The 15,270-nt window shown below is 43.6% G+C and carries 9 protein-coding genes; 4 read left to right on the plus strand and 5 right to left on the minus strand.

Annotated features, from left to right (window positions below; genetic code table 11):
• Positions 1 to 35: 35 nt before the first annotated feature.
• From FM107_RS11175 to FM107_RS11190, 4 genes are all read right to left on the minus strand, one after another.
• Positions 36 to 1,793 (minus strand): RagB/SusD family nutrient uptake outer membrane protein, encoded by a 1,758-nt coding sequence (locus tag FM107_RS11175; protein ID WP_086948599.1) that lies wholly within the window; start codon positions 1,791 to 1,793, stop codon positions 36 to 38.
• Between the two features lie 20 nt (positions 1,794 to 1,813).
• Positions 1,814 to 5,395, minus strand: a complete 3,582-nt coding sequence (locus FM107_RS11180) for a TonB-dependent receptor (RefSeq protein ID WP_256959474.1) — start codon at positions 5,393 to 5,395, stop codon at positions 1,814 to 1,816.
• A gap of 100 nt (positions 5,396 to 5,495) precedes the next feature.
• Complete coding sequence (locus FM107_RS11185; protein WP_086948601.1) at positions 5,496 to 6,629, minus strand: FecR family protein; 1,134 nt, start codon at positions 6,627 to 6,629, stop codon at positions 5,496 to 5,498.
• A gap of 126 nt (positions 6,630 to 6,755) precedes the next feature.
• On the minus strand, positions 6,756 to 7,322 hold the full coding sequence (locus FM107_RS11190) for an RNA polymerase sigma factor (RefSeq protein WP_086948602.1): 567 nt from the start codon (positions 7,320 to 7,322) through the stop codon (positions 6,756 to 6,758).
• Between the two features lie 389 nt (positions 7,323 to 7,711).
• Here FM107_RS11190 and FM107_RS11195 point away from each other — a divergent pair, with 389 nt between their 5' ends.
• From FM107_RS11195 to FM107_RS11210, 4 genes are all read left to right on the plus strand, one after another.
• On the plus strand, positions 7,712 to 9,301 hold the full coding sequence (locus FM107_RS11195; protein WP_218778965.1) for a M20/M25/M40 family metallo-hydrolase: 1,590 nt from the start codon (positions 7,712 to 7,714) through the stop codon (positions 9,299 to 9,301).
• 189 nt (positions 9,302 to 9,490) lie between these two features.
• Positions 9,491 to 12,016 (plus strand): DUF5686 family protein, encoded by a 2,526-nt coding sequence (locus tag FM107_RS11200; protein ID WP_086948603.1) that lies wholly within the window; start codon positions 9,491 to 9,493, stop codon positions 12,014 to 12,016.
• Positions 12,017 to 12,018: 2 nt separating this feature from the next.
• Positions 12,019 to 12,798: an enoyl-CoA hydratase/isomerase family protein gene (locus FM107_RS11205; protein WP_086948604.1), complete on the plus strand. Its 780-nt coding sequence runs from the start codon at positions 12,019 to 12,021 to the stop codon at positions 12,796 to 12,798.
• Between the two features lie 33 nt (positions 12,799 to 12,831).
• Positions 12,832 to 13,875 carry an AI-2E family transporter gene (locus FM107_RS11210; RefSeq protein ID WP_086948605.1) on the plus strand — a complete coding sequence of 348 codons (1,044 nt, stop codon included), beginning with the start codon at positions 12,832 to 12,834 and terminating at the stop codon, positions 13,873 to 13,875.
• Positions 13,876 to 13,882: 7 nt separating this feature from the next.
• Here FM107_RS11210 and FM107_RS11215 read toward each other — a convergent pair whose 3' ends face one another.
• On the minus strand, positions 13,883 to 15,268 hold the full coding sequence (locus FM107_RS11215; RefSeq protein ID WP_086948606.1) for an NADH-quinone oxidoreductase subunit N: 1,386 nt from the start codon (positions 15,266 to 15,268) through the stop codon (positions 13,883 to 13,885).
• Positions 15,269 to 15,270: the final 2 nt, after the last annotated feature.

Consider the following 15,270-nt stretch of genomic DNA (forward strand, 5'->3'; position numbering starts at 1 on the left):
GTTAATCGATTTGGTTTTTAAAAATTGCTTCCCGTTTATTCCCAATTCGGGTTCTGTTTCAAATTCCCATTAAGCTGAAGGTCTTCCAGCGGAATCGGGTAATAGTAATCTTTGGATTCATCGAAAATTCCTCCTTGCGGGAAAGGATCAATATTTCCTTTGTTAGCTTCACTATCCCCTGTTTCAGGATCACGTAATTTACGTTGTTGAATATTAATAGTTGAGGTGACCGATGATGGAGCTCCTGGTTTTGTTCCACGATAAACCAAAACATCCATTTTCCCATCACCTGTAAAATCATAGGTACCTACACTAGGAAAATAGACCCCAACCATCGGTTGTTCAAGCTTTTTACCTTCCTTCCAACGCATTAAATCATCCCAGCGCAGTCCTTCGTTAAACATTTCGACGCGTCGCTCGCGACGGATTTCCAAAATAACCCCTTTATTTGGACCCTGATCAACATTCGGATATAAAGATTCTTGATAGGAATCAGGCTGTGCATTTGCTTCCGCTATATTTAGGGAGGGCATCCCTACACGATTGCGTAATAGGTTTATGCTACGGTTAATATCGTCCTGGTTCAAGTCACCGAGTTCCGCTTTTGCTTCGGCAAAGATCAATAATGCTTCGGCGTATCGAAACAGTATAATATCAAAATGGCCGGAGCTCCACTGCTCACGTGCCGGGAGTGCTTTTATCACCCTGTACCCTGTCGTAGTCAAATTCAACGACACGGGCTCCGAGCTGCTCTGTCCTAAGACAGTGAAGTCAGGCCCCGCCGTTGTTTGTACCAGGCGAGGATCACGATTCTGCATCTCTTCCAAATAGCCTTTGGACTGGAATCCCGGTATCGCAGTAAAGCGTGTTCCATTAGCCATGAGATAAGAATTCACAAGGTCTTTGGTTAAACCCCATGACCCAGCCGTCGGGGAAGTCATCAAGTAGGCCAGGTTATGTGTTTCTATACCGCGCTCAAAGTCGGCAGCCAAAATAGTCTCGGTCACATCCTGGTTGTCCCTAGCAAAAAGAGTACGGTAAGATTCCGCAGCGCCTCCTGTTGTAAATAAAGTGTAGGCTCCACTTTTCATTAGTTCATCCGCGGCCGCTACTGCAGCCGCTAAAAACGGTTCGTAACCATCGATATCATGGTATTTCCGGAATGTTCCTTCGTACAGGCCAATACGGGCTTTTAAAATCAGCGCCGTGTATTTCGTAATCCGATTCAACTTTTTTTCTGCCGGGATATTCGCAATCGCAAAATCAATATCCGCCATAACCGAGTCCATAACAAGTTGACGCGAATCTCGCGCTTTGTACAAGTCTTCGTCCCCGGCGTTCAGCACCTTATTATACCAAGGGACATCGCCGAATCGTTTCACTTTATCAAAATAAAAATAAGCACGAAAGAAGCGTGCTATACCTCCATATTTCGCCTTAGCGGCTTCATCTTGAACTTTTTGGTAGTTTTCTAAGAAATAGTTGATTTTCCTAAGTGCCGACCAGTTCCATCCTCCGGTACCACTAGCAGTCGGCACAATCCGGTTTCCACGCACTCTGTCGCCTGCGATCAACGGCACAATATTATCAGACGATGCATCATCGTTATATACGCCCGTTGTCGATAAAATGGTATAAAAATTATTCGTCGCAACCTCAAGATCTTCCGGTGTATTGAAAAAGAACTCCGCTTCTACCTGATCTTCTGCTGGACGATCCAAAAAGTCTTTTTCGCACGAAAGGAAGACGAATACCGCCATACAGGCGAGTCCATATATTATATAATTCTTCATTTTCTTTTCTTTATTTTTTGTTACAAACTGATATTCACTCCAAAAGAAAACGTTTTACCCATCGGATAGTCCCTCAAGTCAGCTCGACTGACCGCAGATCCTGGCAACGAATAGTTCACTGCAGATCCAGCTTGTTCAGGATCTATATATTTTGTCAATCCACCAAACGCCCAAGTGAAAACATTCTCTCCGCTCAGGTAAAAGCGTAGACGATCAATATTTATTTTCCTTGTCATGGTTTGTGGAAGCGTATAACCGAGCGTTAGATTCTTCACCCGCAGATATGCTACATTTTCAAGATAATAGTCGTTCATCTCATAGAGCGAGCGTCCGCCATTTAACGATGTATATCCGCGGTAAATCTGTGGATAGGTGTTCCCTGGTTTGTCCGGGAGCCAAGCATTGTCGACGAGGTCTTTACGAATAAACGAGAGGTAAGGACGTTGGTAAGGCCCCCAATACACGTCACCGGTAGGGTACCAATGTTGTTGGCCAACCCCCGCGAGGGCAACAGACAGGTCTATTCCTTTCCACGATGCAGACATGTTCAATCCGAAAGGAAATTGCGGCATCGCATTTCCGATAGGACGAAGGTCTCCATGGTCTTCAAGCGTATAATTTCCTTGATCAATCCTTCCATCACCATCGGTATCCATGTATTTGATATCACCCGCTTTTAATCGGTTCCAATCGCTATTCTGTACCACATTCAACTCATAGTTATATACCTTACCCAATGAATTGGAAGGATTCTCGAAACTATTTTGGTAATCTAGTGCTTCCTGATCGGTTTGAAACTGTCCGTCAACATGGTATCCCCAGATTTGACCAAGGCGCTGGCCTTCCCAGTACGTGCTCATCAATCCGTTTGGATTATCGTATTTGGTAATATATCCTCTAGAGTTGGACACATTTGCTGCAACATTAAATGCCAACGGCGAACCAGCCACATCGAAGCTATTTCGATAGCTAATTCCCAGCTCGAATCCAGTATTCTTTAAAGCAGCAAAATTTTCTTGCGGTTCGTTCGCTCCGAAAACTGCCGGGAGCGGCTCCCCGGGTAGGTACATGCCATCAGTAATTTTATTATACCAATCGAAATTCACAAAAAGCTTATTTTGTAAAAAGCCCATGTCTACGCCCAAGTCGACACTTTGCGTGCTTTCCCAGGTCACCACCTTAGGCAGCGGTGCTGGTGCGTCGGCATAATAGATGCGTTGCCCATTCTCGAGCCATGAGGATTGTCCAACATCCATCAGTTGTTTAAACGTATTAACGTCAACCGTTTGATTCCCCAGGCGACCGTACGAGCCGCGAATCTTTAACGACGAAATATACGGCTTTATAGGATCCCAAAAAGATTCACGGTCGACTTGCCACCCCGCAGAGACCGAAGGAAAGAATCCCCAACGACTATGCCCTGGGAAACGAGAAGAACCATCATACCGAGCGTTCACTTCAAGGAGATATTTGTTTTTATAATCGTAATTGAAGCGCCCAAAATAGCCTTGTACAGCCCAATCCAATGTAGCTCCCGCAATATTAAACATGGTCGTCCCTAATTGCAAATTAGCTAACTCTCTAATTAACAACCCATCCATTTGAGCGGCAACGCGATCTCTATCGAATTCCTCTTGGTTGAAACCTAGGAGTAATTTGAAATTATGATCATCTTGTATGGATTTTTGATATGTTCCAAAGATATTTAGCGCCTTATATTTGTCTTTCCAGCGCCACTCACCCAATCGGTTAATTCCAGTCGTGATATAGTCAAGCTTGCTGCCCGAAAGGAATTCAAATTCATTATACCGGTAGGTTCTTCCTGTATTATCAAAACGGTGGCTATAATCTAAGTTCAGTTCTAGACCTTCCAAAGGCTTCACTTTAACACGAAAGGTATTCGTAAACTCCTCGGTATTGAACTTCATCCAGTTATTCCGAGCTTCCATTGCTGCATGACCTCCCTGTCCGCCATTACCACTCACCCCAATATCAGTGGGAACACCATCGATATGACTTGGGTAAAACGGAAATAAGTTATACCAGGTTGTGGTGCTCCAGAGCCCACCGTAACCGTTTCGAAAGCCACCATACTCCTTATCGTATTCGTTAATGAATTGAATATTATTAGAGATTTCAAGCCATGGGTTTGGCGTGAAGGTTAAATTTGTTTTAATGTTATAACGGTCCATATCACCGTCGTCTGCAATATTATTAATCGTCTCTCTTTTAAAAACGCGGCCAGACATATAACCTTTCAGCTTGTCGGTACCTCCCGAGACAGAGATATTATGAAAGTTTGAAGGTTGGTATTCTTTAAATAGATAATCGTACCAATTGGTGTTATAAAAAAACTTATTACTACCGTCTGCTTGAAGTTCATGAAAAGGCTCTAGCTGGCCATTTGCTACTAACTTGATCGTTTCCCAATCCATGTCATCATAACCCGTATAACTGGTCCCGTTATAGCCGTATAATGCAGCGTCTACCGTTTTTCCATAGATGTACGGGTCGGAAACAAAATCGGTACGAGTGGTGGGTGTGGTCCAGCCAAAATTGTTGGTGTAATCTACTTTCATTTGACCCACTTCACCTTTTTTCGTGGTGATCAAAATCACTCCAAAAGCCCCTCTAGCACCATAAATAGCCGCGGAAGCTGCATCTTTTAAAACCGTTACGCTCTCTATATCGTTTGGGTTAACCCTGGTTATATTCCCCTCAATTCCGTCAATTAGTACTAGTGGACTACCGCCATTAATCGAATTAAACCCTCTAATATTAATATCGGGAGTTTGAGTAGGATCACCGGTATTAATTTGCACGTTCAACCCCGGCATTAATCCCTGTAAAGCGCCGGCGATACTTGCTTCGGGGCGCAACGCGATATCTTTGGCGTCAATTTGCGCCACGGCGCCCGTCAAATTGGCTCGCTTCTGTACGCCGTAACCAACAACAACGACTTCTTCCAGATCACTGATCTGCAGCTTTAACACCACGTCAACCGGCGTCCCGCTACGGAAGGGAACCGTTTGCTCCTGATAGCCGAGCGAACTGACCACAATTTCGCCTTGCTCGGTGGCAATATCGAGAACAAAATGCCCTGTTTCATCCGTCGCTGTTGCGATGTTACTTTGCACTATTTTCACAGATGCTCCTGCCAAAGGTTCTCCACTCTCGGTTACCACGGTACCACTCAACGGACTTTGCTTTTGTTCAGTCAAATTGGAGAGTTTGGCTTTAATGGTCGTTGCCTTTTTAATTAGGACGGTATTATTTTCGATAAAAAATATGAGATCTCTGGGGGAGAGACAAGTCTCTAACACATCCGATAGGTTGGCATTTTTCACGTGAAGATCTATTTTACCTACATTTTCAAGCTGTGAGTTGCTATAGAGAAAATCTAGGTTCGTTTGTCTTTGGATCAACGTCAACACGTGGGAAAGTTCCGCATTTGAGACGGACAGACTTATCTTTTGTGCACGAGTAGTCGCGCTAGCATGTACCAAGAAAACAAGGAGAAATAAAGAGAGCAATTTCATAATAAGAAAGCACTTATGCAATCGTCCCCGATGCGGAGATAAAGCAACAATATTTTTATACATTTGAAAGGTATTTGGTATTATTTAATAACTGATAGTTTCCATATACATTGAACGAAGGGGGTGTTGGTAGCACCTCCTTCATCAATTTTGGTCGCCGGGCTTACTTCATAACGATCACCCTCCCCCCGTGGACAACAAATTTTAAATCGGAAACTGACGCGATTGCATCCAATACGTCCCCAAGTTTTTTAGATCGTTTCAAACTTCCCGTAAAATTGTCCGGAGCAGTAAGCTCCATCTGCACTTCTTCAATAGGGTACCATCTAGCCAACTCCTGTAGAATCACGCCGATCGGTTGATCATTAAATCGGAAATACCCATCTTTCCAGTCAACAATTTCACTGATATTTACATCTTTATTTAGGGCTATATCTGCATTTCTACTGACTACGGCCTGCTCACCGGGTGTGAGTCGTAATTTATTATTTTGGGCAGAGACATCAACTGATCCATGAATAAGCGTAGTTTTAACGGACATATCCTCAGAGTAGGCTGAAAGATTAAACTGCGTACCTAAAACCCGAACAATACTATTTTTAGCCTTTACGATAAATGCCTTTTGTTTGTTAGGGGTAACATCGAAAAATCCTTCCCCTTGCAGCTCCACACGCCGCTCATTTTCTCCATAGGAAGCCAATACAGTAATCGTTGATCCTGAATTGAGCCATACCCCTGTGCCATCAGGTAAATAAACATGAACAGCGACTCCTTTGGGAGCGGTTATTTTGTGTCGATCTGCTTCATTAAAATAGGATTTTTCAGGTGATCTGCGCTGCATCACGACGCTCCCATCGGTTAACCGCGTAATTTCTAGCCCTTTATATCGCAAAGTGTCGCCCGTGGATCCGTCGAGCAACATCTGTGTTCCATCGGCGAGAGTGACGAGGGCTTTTTCCTCGGGAAGCTCCATTGGTTCATTTGTTGTATTTGCCAATTCTCCCGACTCACGCATAATTCCGAAGATACCGTTGTGGTTCCCGTAATACATAAGAGCACAAAAAGAAACCGCAATACAAGCCGCTGCAACACGGTATATCGTTCTTTTATACCACGGTATAAAAGTATGCACAGATGACTCTGAACGGTCAATATTCTTTAAAATTCGATCAAATACGCCTTCTTGATTTGTGAATTCTACGTTTTCTTCTACAATAATATTTTTGTCAACCCAGGACGCGAATACCTTCGGATCTATATCCTGTAAACCTTGTTCGAGTTCCTTGTTCTCATCCATAGTTAGGTCTCCGCTAAGGCGCTTTAAAAACAATTGATATATTCTTTCTGTATCCAATCTATCGGTGCGTGTATATATAGGTAGTACACACAACGCTGATAGTAGGACTAGTCAGAATGAAAAAAACTAGAAAAATATGTAAACAAGTAAAAGAGAAATAAATCCCTGACTTGAAAGTCGATCTCGAAGAAATTTTAGCGCTTGTACAATGTGGTTTTTCACTGTATTTTGTGAGATGTCCATACGTGCAGCAATTTCCTGATGCGTGAATCCTTCCTCACGGCTTAAGATCCATGCTGTCCGCTGCTGCAGCGGGAGCTGCGCGATACACAATTGAAGGTGATGTTGTAAATCATTATGGTATACGCGACGTTCCACATCATTTACAAGATCTTCCTGAAAATATTCCATCGATTTTTTAACGATCTCCTTATCACGCAGCACATTAAAACACAATCGCTTACACATAACATAGAGATATGGCCATAAATCTCGCTCAACTTGAACTCCTGAACGGTTCAACCAAAGTTTCATAAAACATTCTTGCACCATTTCCTCGGCGAGATCGTTATCTTTCAATAACTGCGTGGAAACCGAATAAATACTGGGTGAGTAACGAACATAGATAGCTTTAAAAGCGGTCTTATCACCGTCTTTAAACTTCATCATAACGTCGATAGAAATTCTTTCCATGTTTCCCCAAGCAGGTAATAATTTAGATTTACATTAAAGATATATACAAAAATGCTTAAATCCAATCTCGCAACGAAGATACAATCCTAATATTAAGTTAAGATTAATTACACAAGGTGGCTCGCTAGAATCTTTAAAAAAGACAGAATTTCCCCCCTCCTTCTAACGGGAAGAGTCTGGTCACTACGCCAGGTCACAAAATTGTTAAACAGACACCACTCGCGTTTGTCCCCAGCGCGCCGACAGCCATTAGTAGAGGGTTTAAACGGCACGAACTGTCCGAGCTGGCAAAGGCATATCGAGGCGCACAAAAGCGTGCTCTAAATCTCCAATTTTAGAATCCGAAAATAATTCCGAGATTTAGACCGATTAACTAATCAACAACTATTATGTCGCTAAACAAAAAAATATCAAGAATCGGAATCATGCTGTGCGCAAGTACGCTCCTAGTGAGTACCAAACTACCTGCACAGTACAACATCCAAAATGAACAAACACGAGACCCCATCGTCGAAAAAATCGTGAAGGAAGCAACCGATAATTCCCAACTGGAACTTCTCGCCTTCGAGTTGCTCGACGTGGTCGGCCCTCGCCTAGTGGGCACACCACAGATGAGAAAAGCAAATGAATGGGCTGTAGAGAAGTTTCAAAGCTGGGGCATAGATGCTAAAAATGAACAGTTTGGCGAGTGGCGCGGCTGGCAGCGTGGCATTTCTCACATCGACATGGTTTATCCACATACCAAAACGCTCAACGGAACCCAGTTAGCTTGGAGTCCGAGTACTGGAGGAAAAGCTATTGAAGGAGAGGTAATCGTACTCCCAACATTCACTGACGCAACAGCATTCACGCGGTGGCTACCGCGAGCCAAGGGTAAATATGTAATGACATCGGTCTACCAGCCCACCGGCCGGCCGGATCACAACTGGTCCGAGTATGGCCGAGCAGAATCCATTGAAAAGATGAAACAAAATCGTGACTCAATCCAACAAGCCTACAACGAAAACCTCAAAAACATCGGGCTTTCGGCAAACTCTATCCCCGCAAAACTTGAAGAAGCAGGCGCGATAGGTATCATCTCGAGTTTTTGGTCGCGTGAATTCGGTGCAAACAAGATTTTCGGTGCCCGCACACACAGCGTACCTTCGGTGGATCTCTCCCTTGAAGATTATGGTCAACTATATCGGTTATCACAAAATGGTATTGCGCCAAAATTAAAAATTGAAACCAGCTCTAAAGAACTCGGAGATGTACCATCATTCAATACCATAGCGCAAATCAAAGGCTCCGAATTCCCGAACGAATATGTGATCCTTTCGGCACATTTAGACTCTTGGGAAGGGGGATCTGGAGCAACAGATAATGGCACCGGAACTTTAGCGATGATGGAAGTCGCGCGTGTACTAAAAACGGTATTTCCCAACCCAAAACGCACTATTTTAATCGGTCTGTGGGGAAGTGAGGAACAAGGCTTAAACGGTTCACGTTCTTTTGTGCTCGATAACCCTGCGATCGTCGAGAAAACGCAAGCGGTGTTCAATTTAGATAACGGGACCGGTAGGGTGGCAGAAATCAACGGATCGGGTTTCGTACACGCCTACGATTTTATGGGCCGCTGGCTACAATCGGTACCCAATAATATCACACAAGATATACAAACAACCTTCCCAGGTAGCCCCAGTGGTGGGGGGTCGGACCATGCTTCATTCACCGCAGCCGGCGTCCCCGCATTTATGCTGAGTGCTTTATCATGGGGTTATTTCAGCAACACCTGGCATACAAACTTGGATACTTATGACAAAATCGTTTTTGACGACCTGATCGATAACGTAATCTTAACGGCCATTCTTACTTACAAAGCGGCTCAGGAAGACACGCTAGTGGACCGCCAGCAGCGCGTGATGCCTTCCAAGCTCGACGGTACCCCGTCAAGCTGGCCTGCAATACGTCAACCGCGACGCAACGGCGCAGGCTATTAATAAATTACCCCTGCAGTAGCGTAACGACTATTTTCGGCGCTACTGCAGGGCTTAAAACCAATACCCAATCCACCTATTCGCCTGAATTAAATCTTGATGATTGCAATTTTAACGATTAAATTTTTTTGTTGTACCACAATCACTATATTTATAAGGAGCTTTATTTCATAGGGGAGCTATAAATCGAACATGAGGAGAATTAGGTTGATCAGACTATTTATATGTATATTTCTACTGATAGGGGTGTTCCATCAGGCAATAGGTCAACAAAAAATATCTGGACGAATTGTCGATGTAAAATCCGGAAAAGGAATTCCCGCAAGTGTTAAAATCGTAGGAACTACCGAAGGTACATCTTGTGATTCAACCGGCTTTTTTACACTATCGAGTAATCTAAAAACCCCTTTACAAATAATCGTATCGGCTGTAGGATATAAAGAAACAAGCCGTATTTACGATAGTATCCCTCCCTCGCTGGAAATAACCTTAGAGCAAAACGAACAACTCATCGAAGCGGTCGAGATTTCGCGCAGAAAGAAATACCAGAACCGTAATCCTGCCGTCGACATTATCAACCAAGTTATTAAAAACAAAAAAAGAAACCGCTTAGAGAATCAATCAAAGCTGCACTTTCAACAATACGACAAACTCCTTTTTGGACTTGTAAACCCCTCGGAAAAATACCAGAAGAGAATGGGTAACCTGGCCTTCGTGTTCCAAAACATTGATACGACATCTTCACCCGGAAACCGACTTCTACCGATATTCATGCAGGAGCAAATGGGCGACGTGTACGCACAAAATGATCCCAAAAACTTTAAAAAGTTCATAAGCTCGCAGAAACAGACCAAGCTTGACGAACGTTTTGTGAACAATCATAACATTCAGTCCTACTTATCCTATCTGTTTCAAGACGTCGAAATTTACGATGAAAATATCTTCCTAATCAATAAGCTTTTTATCAGCCCTATTGCGAACAATGCACCGACATTTTACAAATATTATATCTCCGATACGTTGAACACTGACGAGGGCACATTCATCGAATTAATATTTGAGCCTCGTAATAAACGAGATTTGCTCCTTAGTGGTAAGCTTCATATCACAATGGATTCACGTTATGCGGTGCGCTATGCCGAACTACACGCAAACAAAGAATCGAATTTAAACTGGGTGAATGAAATCACGATCAATCTACAGTATCGTCGGAACCAATACCAATATATGTATCTCTCCAAAAGCGACGTAAACATTATATTCGGTGTTAAAAATAATGATGCGGTCTATGGGCGTAAATCAACTATAAATTATGATCACAATTTTACCGCCAAATTTTCCGACACGGTATATAAAGGAGCGCCCACAGAAATATCGCCACAGGCGCAAGACAATGCGGACTTATTAACGACCAAGCGCCCCTTGCAGCTCTCGCCAGTGGAAGCTAATGTATATACGAACACCGACTCGCTGAACAATAACCGGACATTCAAAACGATGCTTGCGGTGGGTTATGTGCTGAGCCAAGGGTTCTATCCTTTCGGCCCCATCGAAATCGGTCCACTGGAATACCTTTATTCTCGAAACAATATCGAAGGAGATCGAATTCGCTTAGGAGGTAGAACGACAGCTGCATTCTCCGAAAAGTTGTTCCTCGAAGGCTACGTTGCCTACGGTTTAAAAGACCGTTCGGCAAAATATTTCCTACGCCCTACATTATCCCTAAATGGGGAATCCGTTGCCGCTTACCCGGCACACTACATACAGGCAGCTGTACAGCATGACATCTTCGATCCAGGCCGTAACCTAGGCTTTAAAAAGGGTGACAGCTTCTTTCAATCCATACGAAGCAGTAGGCCGACTAAATGGATGGACACTTACGCTTACCAAGTCAAACATCTTATAGAATTTGGCAACCACCTAAGTTTTCAAAGTTCTTTCCTCCATCACCGACGACGGGCGATTGGCGACCTGTCATTTGTGTCTTCGGGGGACTCCAAACGGTCCATCCCCGAGATAAACACCAACGAGCTAGAGTTCATCTTACGGTGGGCACCGAATGAAAAATTCTATTACAGAAACCTCGTACGCAGTACAATTGTTGAGCGTTACCCTGTTTTTAATCTCCAGTATAATCGCGGGCTTAAAGGTTTCTGGGGCGGAGACTATACATTTGATGCCCTTCGTGCATCCGTATCCAAGCGTTTCTTCTTAAAGCAGTTTGGTTTTGCAGATGCAACCCTCGCGGGCGGAAAAATATGGGGGACGCTCCCTTATCCACTCTTGGAGCTACCGGATGTCTATCGCGAAGAAGATCGACACGTGATTGACTTTTCATTGATGCAGGGCATGGAATTTGTAGCTGATGAATATGTTCGATTTTCATTTCAACATCAACTCGAAGGTTTCATATTCAATAAAATACCATTCATAAAAAGATTAAATCTCCGGGAGATATGGGGTGTTAAAATGTTTTACGGCGACTTGTCTGACAACAATAACCCCTACTACAGTGACCAGGTCATCCGGTTTGATAAGAACAAAGAGGGACAGACCATGACGCACGTCATGGACAAGTCTCCTTACTGGGAGGGAAGTGTTGGCATTGATAACATTCTTCGAATATTGCGTGTTGAATATGTACGTAGGTTGAATTACCTGGGCCTACCAAATATCGACAAAGACGCATATCGCGTTAGTTTGCACCTTAATTTTTAATCATGGATTCACCACAAAATTTTCTAGTAGACAAAAAAGGGAAAACCGCCTACCTTACCGTAAATCGGCCGGACAAACTTAACGCTCTGAATTTTGCTACAATTAAAGAACTTGGACAAATTCTACAAGTATTAAAGGCCGATACGCAGGTCCGCGGAATAATTGTCACTGGGGCTGGAGCTAAGGCATTTGTCGCTGGCGCGGATATTTCCGAATTTAAGAATCTTAGCCGCAGCCAAGCAAAAGATCTTACCCAAACAGGGCACCATCAGGTGATGGACGTAATCTATAATTTCCCAAAACCCGTTATCGCTGCAGTAAATGGTTTCGCCCTGGGAGGAGGCCTCGAGCTGGCTATGGCCTGCCACTTACGTGTGGCGAGTGCAAACGCAAAAATGGGTCTTCCTGAAGTCTCTCTTGGCCTTATTCCTGGCTACGGGGGCACGCAGCGCTTGCCCCAGCTTGTGGGACGGGCGAAGGCCCTGGAAATGATCATGAGTGGCGAGATGATCGACGCGCAGGAAGCATTACAATGGGGATTAGTTAACTATGTTGTACCACAAGAATCTTTAATCACCAAAAGTGAAGAGCTCCTGGAGAAGATGTATACGCGCTCTCCACATGCTATTGCAACAGCGATAAACGTCGTAAACGAGGGCCTACAAGCAGCCAATGGTGGTGGCTACAACGCGGAGATCGAGGCCTTCACAAGCGCATTCGACACCGAAGACTTTAAGGAAGGTGTTTCGGCATTTTTAGAAAAGAGAAAACCAAATTTCTAAAAAGCACTTCGTAAACAAACTAAACCCAACATTATGAACAACTCTGTTTTTTCGCAAAAAGAACGAAACATAATCATATTGATAATCGTGATTGTTTTGGGTGCTATCCTACTCTATGCGACACGCGGGTTATATGCCGCCTTTTTGGGGACTTCCATCATGTATACACTTTTTCGTCCCTTAAATATTTTTCTCATCGAGCGCTGGTCCTGGCCCAAACCCATCAGTGCAATCACAATCATCATTCTTTCACTTTTCATCATCATCCTTCCCTTCCTGGGGATCGGAAGTATGCTTGTCAATAAAGTCATTGAACTTCAAGAAGATCGCACGTGGATAAACAAGATCATTGAAACAATCAATAGCTTCGCTGGCGATAAGCTTGGAAAGCCGGATTTCCTGAAAGAACAGCTTGAAGCTAGTGCCGCATACTTAGGGGGGATGCTTACTACGATCGTCGGAGGTGCCGCAAACATCTTCTTGGAAATATCCGTGATGTACTTCGTTTTGTATTTTGCCTTTACCAACTATCGCGGTTTTGAGAAGAGCTTGACACATTACATGCCATTCGATGAAAAGCAAGTAACAAATTTCGGAACAGAATTAAAAAACGTCACCTATTCCAACATCATTGGACAAACAATCATCGCGATCATACAAGGAGCTTGTTTAGCCCTTGGGTTTGTTATATTCGGGGTAAGTGATCCCCTTTTCTGGGGCGTCATCTGTGCTATACTCTCTTTTATTCCTTTACTGGGGCCCCCGCTTATTTTCGTTCCTGCGGTATTAATCCTGCTCTCGCAGGGACAAACATGGCAGGGTGTCGGATTATTGGTGTGGGGTTTCGGTCTAGTAATTAATATAGACAACCTTCTTCGGATGATCGTCGCAAAAAAGGTAGGCGATATTCACCCACTGATTACGGTGGTAGGCGTAATTATAGGCCTTCCTCTGTTTGGCATTATCGGCCTTGTATTTGGTCCGCTGTTGCTCGTCTATTTTTTGATGGCCATAAAAATCTATACAACAAACAAACGACTGTCTTTAAAAAAAGAAACACTGGAAGAAAAGCTATAACAATAGCCTACAAAAAGGATAAAATAACATCTGGGTAAACGCCCAGAACAATCGTTAATAAAGCAGCAATTGTCAGAACAACCTTATAATTAGCAGATATCTCTAACCCTTTTTCCTCTTGCGCTGCGGGTGCTTTGAAATACATGTTTACCACCACATGTAAATAATAATAAACACCTATAGCTGCATTTATTGCTGCCAGGACAAGTAAGGTTACGTTAAAGGCACCCATGGCTTGATTAAACATCATAAATTTACCCATAAACCCTGCCGTTAACGGGATGCCAGCCAACGAAAACATAGCGATCGATAACACAAGAGCAAGCCATGGATCGCGTTTGGCGAGTCCATTAAACGACTCAAAATTATCCGACCCAGTACGCCGCTTCACGAGTATTAGCGCACCGAAAGCAATAACCGAAGCTAAGCTATACGCCGAAGCGTAAACCAGCATACTTGAACCCGAACTGACGCTAACAGCAACGATCGCAAAAAGCATATATCCAGCATGCGAAATACTTGAATAGGCCATCATACGTTTGAAGCTTGATTGCATCAGCGCCGTGATATTACCGGTGAACAGCGTTATCACCACGATTGTTAACAGTACAGGCGTCCAGAAGCCATCCAAGGGAACAAGAACGGTACTGAATAAACGAAGAAAACCTACAAAACAAGCAATCTTTACCACGGTACTCATAAAACTCGTAATCAGAATAGGCGCCCCATCATATACATCCGGCGTCCAAAAATGAAAAGGAGCGGCGCCGATCTTGAAACACAATCCACAAAGCATCAATAGGATCCCGCCATAGAACAACGGAGAGACAGCACTTACGCCATTTACATAGTTGCGCAGTCCGACCAAATCGAAGGTTCCCGAAGCGCCATACATCAGGGTAATACCAAAAAGTAAAAATCCTGTTGAGAACGCGCCCATCAAAAAATACTTCATGGAAGCCTCATTCGACGCTAAATCGTTCTTTCGTATACCCACAAGAATGTACAGTGCCACGGACATTATCTCAATGCCGATAAACAACATCGCGAAGTTATGGTAGCAATTAACGAGTAACGCCCCCACCAGTGAAAAGAGTATCAGCGTATAATATTCGGCAATATGCTCACTCATCGTACGGAAATATTCTTTGGATAGCAGCAAGATTAATCCTGTTATTACAATACATAGGATGGAAAATGATATTGCCAAATGATCAAAAACAACCATCCCGTTGAAAATCGGATCTGGAACCGTATTCCATTGCGACACATAAAAGCCTATCGCGACAAGCAATCCGATAAGTGCCGTCGGCAACAATGCCTTTTTCGCATTATATAGCCCAAAATAAAGTAATATAATGCCTAATATAGATAATGTAATTATCGCCCCCATAA

Origin of the sequence: Sphingobacterium sp. JB170 (assembly GCF_900163865.1) — a bacterium.
Classification (GTDB): Bacteria; Bacteroidota; Bacteroidia; order Sphingobacteriales; family Sphingobacteriaceae; genus Sphingobacterium.

What these genes read in the sequence shown, in the direction of transcription:
- FM107_RS11175 (WP_086948599.1), bottom strand. Translation starts at nt 1,793, where the DNA reads ATGAAGAATTATATAATATATGGACTCGCCTGTATGGCGGTATTCGTC.
- FM107_RS11180 (WP_256959474.1), bottom strand. Translation starts at nt 5,395, where the DNA reads ATGTATAAAAATATTGTTGCTTTATCTCCGCATCGGGGACGATTGCAT.
- FM107_RS11185 (WP_086948601.1), bottom strand. Translation starts at nt 6,629, where the DNA reads ATGGATGAGAACAAGGAACTCGAACAAGGTTTACAGGATATAGATCCG.
- FM107_RS11190 (WP_086948602.1), bottom strand. Translation starts at nt 7,322, where the DNA reads ATGGAAAGAATTTCTATCGACGTTATGATGAAGTTTAAAGACGGTGAT.
- FM107_RS11195 (WP_218778965.1), top strand. Translation starts at nt 7,712, where the DNA reads ATGTCGCTAAACAAAAAAATATCAAGAATCGGAATCATGCTGTGCGCA.
- FM107_RS11200 (WP_086948603.1), top strand. Translation starts at nt 9,491, where the DNA reads ATGAGGAGAATTAGGTTGATCAGACTATTTATATGTATATTTCTACTG.
- FM107_RS11205 (WP_086948604.1), top strand. Translation starts at nt 12,019, where the DNA reads ATGGATTCACCACAAAATTTTCTAGTAGACAAAAAAGGGAAAACCGCC.
- FM107_RS11210 (WP_086948605.1), top strand. Translation starts at nt 12,832, where the DNA reads ATGAACAACTCTGTTTTTTCGCAAAAAGAACGAAACATAATCATATTG.
- FM107_RS11215 (WP_086948606.1), bottom strand. Translation starts at nt 15,268, where the DNA reads ATGGGGGCGATAATTACATTATCTATATTAGGCATTATATTACTTTAT.